The sequence below is a fragment of the Pseudomonas sp. GM49 genome, assembly GCF_000282355.1.
Taxonomy (GTDB): domain Bacteria; phylum Pseudomonadota; class Gammaproteobacteria; order Pseudomonadales; family Pseudomonadaceae; genus Aquipseudomonas.
The window spans coordinates 1-3,404 of the sequence record NZ_AKJL01000309.1 but is presented as its reverse complement, the minus strand read 5'-3'; the positions used below and the strand labels follow the sequence as shown (position 1 = coordinate 3,404).

The window sequence follows — 3,404 nt, the reverse complement described above, 5'->3', positions numbered from 1 at the left end:
GCCGGCATCGACAGCCGCAGCGGCTTCACGGTGGTCACCAGCCGTTGCAGCCTGGAACTGATCCACAAAGCCGTCAGGGCCAGGCTCGGCACGCTGGTCAGTCTGTCGGCACCCACCGCCCTGACTGTGCAATGGGCGATCAAACATCGCCTCAACCTGATTCACGTACCCCACCGCAACGCACCGCGCATCTACAGCCCGGCATGATGCCTTCACCTGATCACCGCGCCGGCAAGCGCAGGAACTTCCCATGACAGATATTTCGGATTCACCGCCCAACGGCCTGACCCACCTCGACCGCCAGGGTCGCGCCAACATGGTTGATGTCAGCGAAAAAACCCCGACGCAGCGAGAAGCCCAGGCCCAGGCCTGGGTGCGGATGCGCCCGGAAACCCTGAAGCTGATTCAAAGCGACGGCCACCCCAAAGGCGATGTGTTTGCCGTGGCGCGAATCGCCGGAATCATGGCGGCGAAGAAAACCCATGAGCTGATTCCGCTGTGCCACACCTTGCTGCTCAGTTCGATCCACATCGAACTCAAGGCCTGCACACCGGACAGCGTGAAAATCCTCGGCACGTGTCGCGTCGAGGGCCAGACCGGGGTCGAACTCGAAGCCCTCACCGCCGTCAGCGTAGCGGCGCTGACCCTCTACGACATGTGCAAGGCAGTGGACCGCGGCATGGTCATCGATGACATCCGCCTGCTCAGTAAACAAGGTGGCCGCTCCGGTCATTTCAAGTTCGAGGACGCACAATGATCCTGATCAATTACTTCGCCCGTTACCGCGAGCAGCTCAACCTGGGCGGTGAAAAACTGCCCCTGACCGACGACCTCAAGACCATCGAAGACGTGCGCCGATTGTTGATGGCTCGCGGTGAGGTGTGGAGCCATGTGCTCGGTGAAAACAACCTGATGTGTGCGCTGAACCAGGCGCTGTGCCATCCGGATCAGGTGATCGAGGACTATGACGAGATCGCCTTTTTTCCACCCGTCACCGGGGGTTGAGACATGACGGTTCGGGTCCAGCGAGAAGTGTTCGACATCAGCCAGTTGATCGACAGCCTGCAGGCGAACGATCCGGGCGTGGGTGCCGTGGTCAACTTCGTCGGCTACGTGCGCGACATCAATCAGGGTGAGGCAGTCGCCGGGTTGTTTCTGGAGCACTACCCGGGCATGACCGAACGTTCGCTGCAAACAATCATCGACAATGCCAGGGCCCGATGGCCACTGAGGGCCGTGGAGATCGTGCATCGGATCGGCCCGTTGTCGATCAGCGAGCCGATCGTGTTTGTCGGCGTCAGCAGCCAACATCGACAAGCCGCTTTCGAAGCCTGCGCATTCATCACGGACTACCTGAAAACCGACGCGCCGTTCTGGAAGCGCGAAGACGTGGCGTCCGGCGCTCGCTGGGTCGATGCCCGTGACAGCGACCGATCAGCCGTCGAGCGCTGGGCAGATACGCAGTATCAGGCGATTATCCAATGCGCTCCGGCATCGCATTGCTACGTTTCAAGCGCGGGGTGATCGAGATGTTGATCGGCTGCGGTGTGCACCTGATGTACTGAATCAAACATTTACACACGCCACAATCCTCCCTAGTATCCAGCCATCCCCCGGATGGCTTGTCCTGCTCGCCACCGACGATTTCCGCCGCCGGAAACCTGCGCCATGCGTACTTCGCCGTCAGAACAGCACCTGCTGAACCTCTCGATCCAGGCCACCTCGCTGCTGGCCGTGGACGGCATTGCATGAAGCGCATCGTCAACCTGCCCATGGCCCTGCGCCGTTCCAAACTGCGTCACTCCGCACGTCCGCCGGATAGCGCCCTGCTCGCCTGATCGGCGAGCGCCCTCCTTACGCTATCCCTGCATTTGCTCAGCGTATGCAATCCCTGTGGGAGCGAGCTTGCTCGCGATAGCGGAGTGTCATTCGACATATATGGTGAATGACACCCCGCTATCGCGAGCAAGCTCGCTCCCACAGGTTGCGCACTTCGACTGACCGGCATTGGTATCTCCCCATTCTGCCTGGACACTGACATGACTCAACGTTGCAATTCCTACTACACAGCCACCCTCGACCAGGACACCGATTACCCGACGCTGCAAGGCCGGCACCGGGTGGACGTGGTGATCATCGGCGGCGGCTTCACCGGTGTCGCCACCGCCGTCGAGCTGGCGGAAAAGGGCCTGAAGGTCGCCATCGTCGAAAGCCACAAGATCGGCTGGGGCGCTACCGGGCGCAACGGCGGCCAAGTCACTGGCAGCCTGTCGGGCGATGAAGCCATGCGCAAACAGATGCGCCGCACCCTTGGCGACGAGGTCGACGACTTCATCTGGAACCTGCGCTGGCGCGGGCACCAGATCATCCGGCAGCGCGTGGAAAAATATGGCATCGCCTGCGACCTCAAGCACGGCCACCTGCACGCCGCGTACAAACCCGCGCACATGGACGGCTTGCGCAAGGATTACAACGAAGCGGTGCACCGTGGCATGGGCGACGAGGTCAGCCTGCTCGACCGCAGCCAGGTACGCGACCTGTTGCAAAGCGACCTTTACCACGGCGCGATCAAGAACACCCGCAACCTGCACCTGCACCCGCTCAACCTGTGCATCGGTGAGGCCCGTGCAGCCGAAAGCCTGGGCGCGTTGATCTTCGAAAACAGTGAAGTGCTGGAGATCATCCACGGCGATGGCCTTCACCAGAGCCCCGGCGTACGCACCGCCCACGGGCACATCGACGCCAATCAGGTGCTGCTGGCCGGCGACGTCTACCACAAGCTGGAACCGGGCAAGCTCAAGGGTAAGATTTTCCCGGCCATGGGCGGCATCGTCACCACCGCGCCACTGGGCGATCTGGCCAAACAGATCAACCCCGAAGACCTCGCGGTCTACGACTGCCGCTTCGTGCTCGACTACTACCGCCTCACCGCTGACGGTCGCCTGCTGTTCGGTGGTGGCGCCAACTACAGCGGTAAGGATTCGCGCGACATCGCCGCCGAACTGCGCCCGTGCATCGAGCAGACTTTCCCGGCACTCAAAGGTGTGGCCATCGATTACCAGTGGAGCTGCGCGATGGGCATCGTGATCAACCGCATCCCGCAGCTGGGCAAGCTGTCGGACAACGTCTGGTATTGCCAGGGCTACTCCGGCCACGGCATCGCCACCACCCACATCATGGGCGAAATCATGGGCCGGGCGATCACCGGGCAGTTGGAGCAGTTCGACACCTTCGCCGCCTGCCAGCACATCCGCGTGCCCCTGGGCGACCTGCTGGGCAACCCGATGCTCGCTGCCGGCATGTGGTACTACCAGATGCTTGAGCGTTTGCGCTGAGTCATTGGCTGCACATCCGGCATTGATGTTGTTTGTGCTGGCCTCTTCGCGGGCAAGCCCGCTCCCACA

5 protein-coding genes are annotated in these 3,404 nt (G+C 61.9%); all 5 read left to right on the top strand.

The genetic code is table 11. The annotated features are described in order from the left end of the window. A partial coding sequence (locus tag PMI29_RS02110) for a formate dehydrogenase accessory sulfurtransferase FdhD (RefSeq protein WP_008003829.1) occupies positions 1 to 207 on the top strand: 207 nt, incomplete at its 5' end. Between the two features lie 43 nt (positions 208 to 250). Next, a complete protein-coding gene (gene moaC, locus PMI29_RS02115) occupies positions 251 to 757 on the top strand; it encodes a cyclic pyranopterin monophosphate synthase MoaC (RefSeq protein WP_008003828.1) in 507 nt (168 codons plus the stop codon). Further along, the gene (locus PMI29_RS02120; RefSeq protein ID WP_008003827.1) at positions 754 to 1,005 is read left to right on the top strand and encodes a MoaD/ThiS family protein; all 252 of its coding nucleotides are present in this window, start codon (positions 754 to 756) and stop codon (positions 1,003 to 1,005) included. Before moaC ends, PMI29_RS02120 begins: the two co-directional genes overlap by 4 nt. A gap of 3 nt (positions 1,006 to 1,008) precedes the next feature. After that, the gene (moaE, locus tag PMI29_RS02125; RefSeq protein WP_008003825.1) at positions 1,009 to 1,524 is read left to right on the top strand and encodes a molybdopterin synthase catalytic subunit MoaE; all 516 of its coding nucleotides are present in this window, start codon (positions 1,009 to 1,011) and stop codon (positions 1,522 to 1,524) included. A gap of 515 nt (positions 1,525 to 2,039) precedes the next feature. Further along, the gene (locus PMI29_RS02130) at positions 2,040 to 3,335 is read left to right on the top strand and encodes an NAD(P)/FAD-dependent oxidoreductase (protein ID WP_008003824.1); all 1,296 of its coding nucleotides are present in this window, start codon (positions 2,040 to 2,042) and stop codon (positions 3,333 to 3,335) included. The last annotated feature ends 69 nt before the right edge of the window (positions 3,336 to 3,404 follow it).

Bases quoted from the DNA above. Each gene is read 5' to 3' on its own strand.
- moaC (WP_008003828.1), top strand. From the start codon at position 251: ATGACAGATATTTCGGATTCACCGCCCAACGGCCTGACCCACCTCGAC.
- PMI29_RS02120 (WP_008003827.1), top strand. From the start codon at position 754: ATGATCCTGATCAATTACTTCGCCCGTTACCGCGAGCAGCTCAACCTG.
- moaE (WP_008003825.1), top strand. From the start codon at position 1,009: ATGACGGTTCGGGTCCAGCGAGAAGTGTTCGACATCAGCCAGTTGATC.
- PMI29_RS02130 (WP_008003824.1), top strand. From the start codon at position 2,040: ATGACTCAACGTTGCAATTCCTACTACACAGCCACCCTCGACCAGGAC.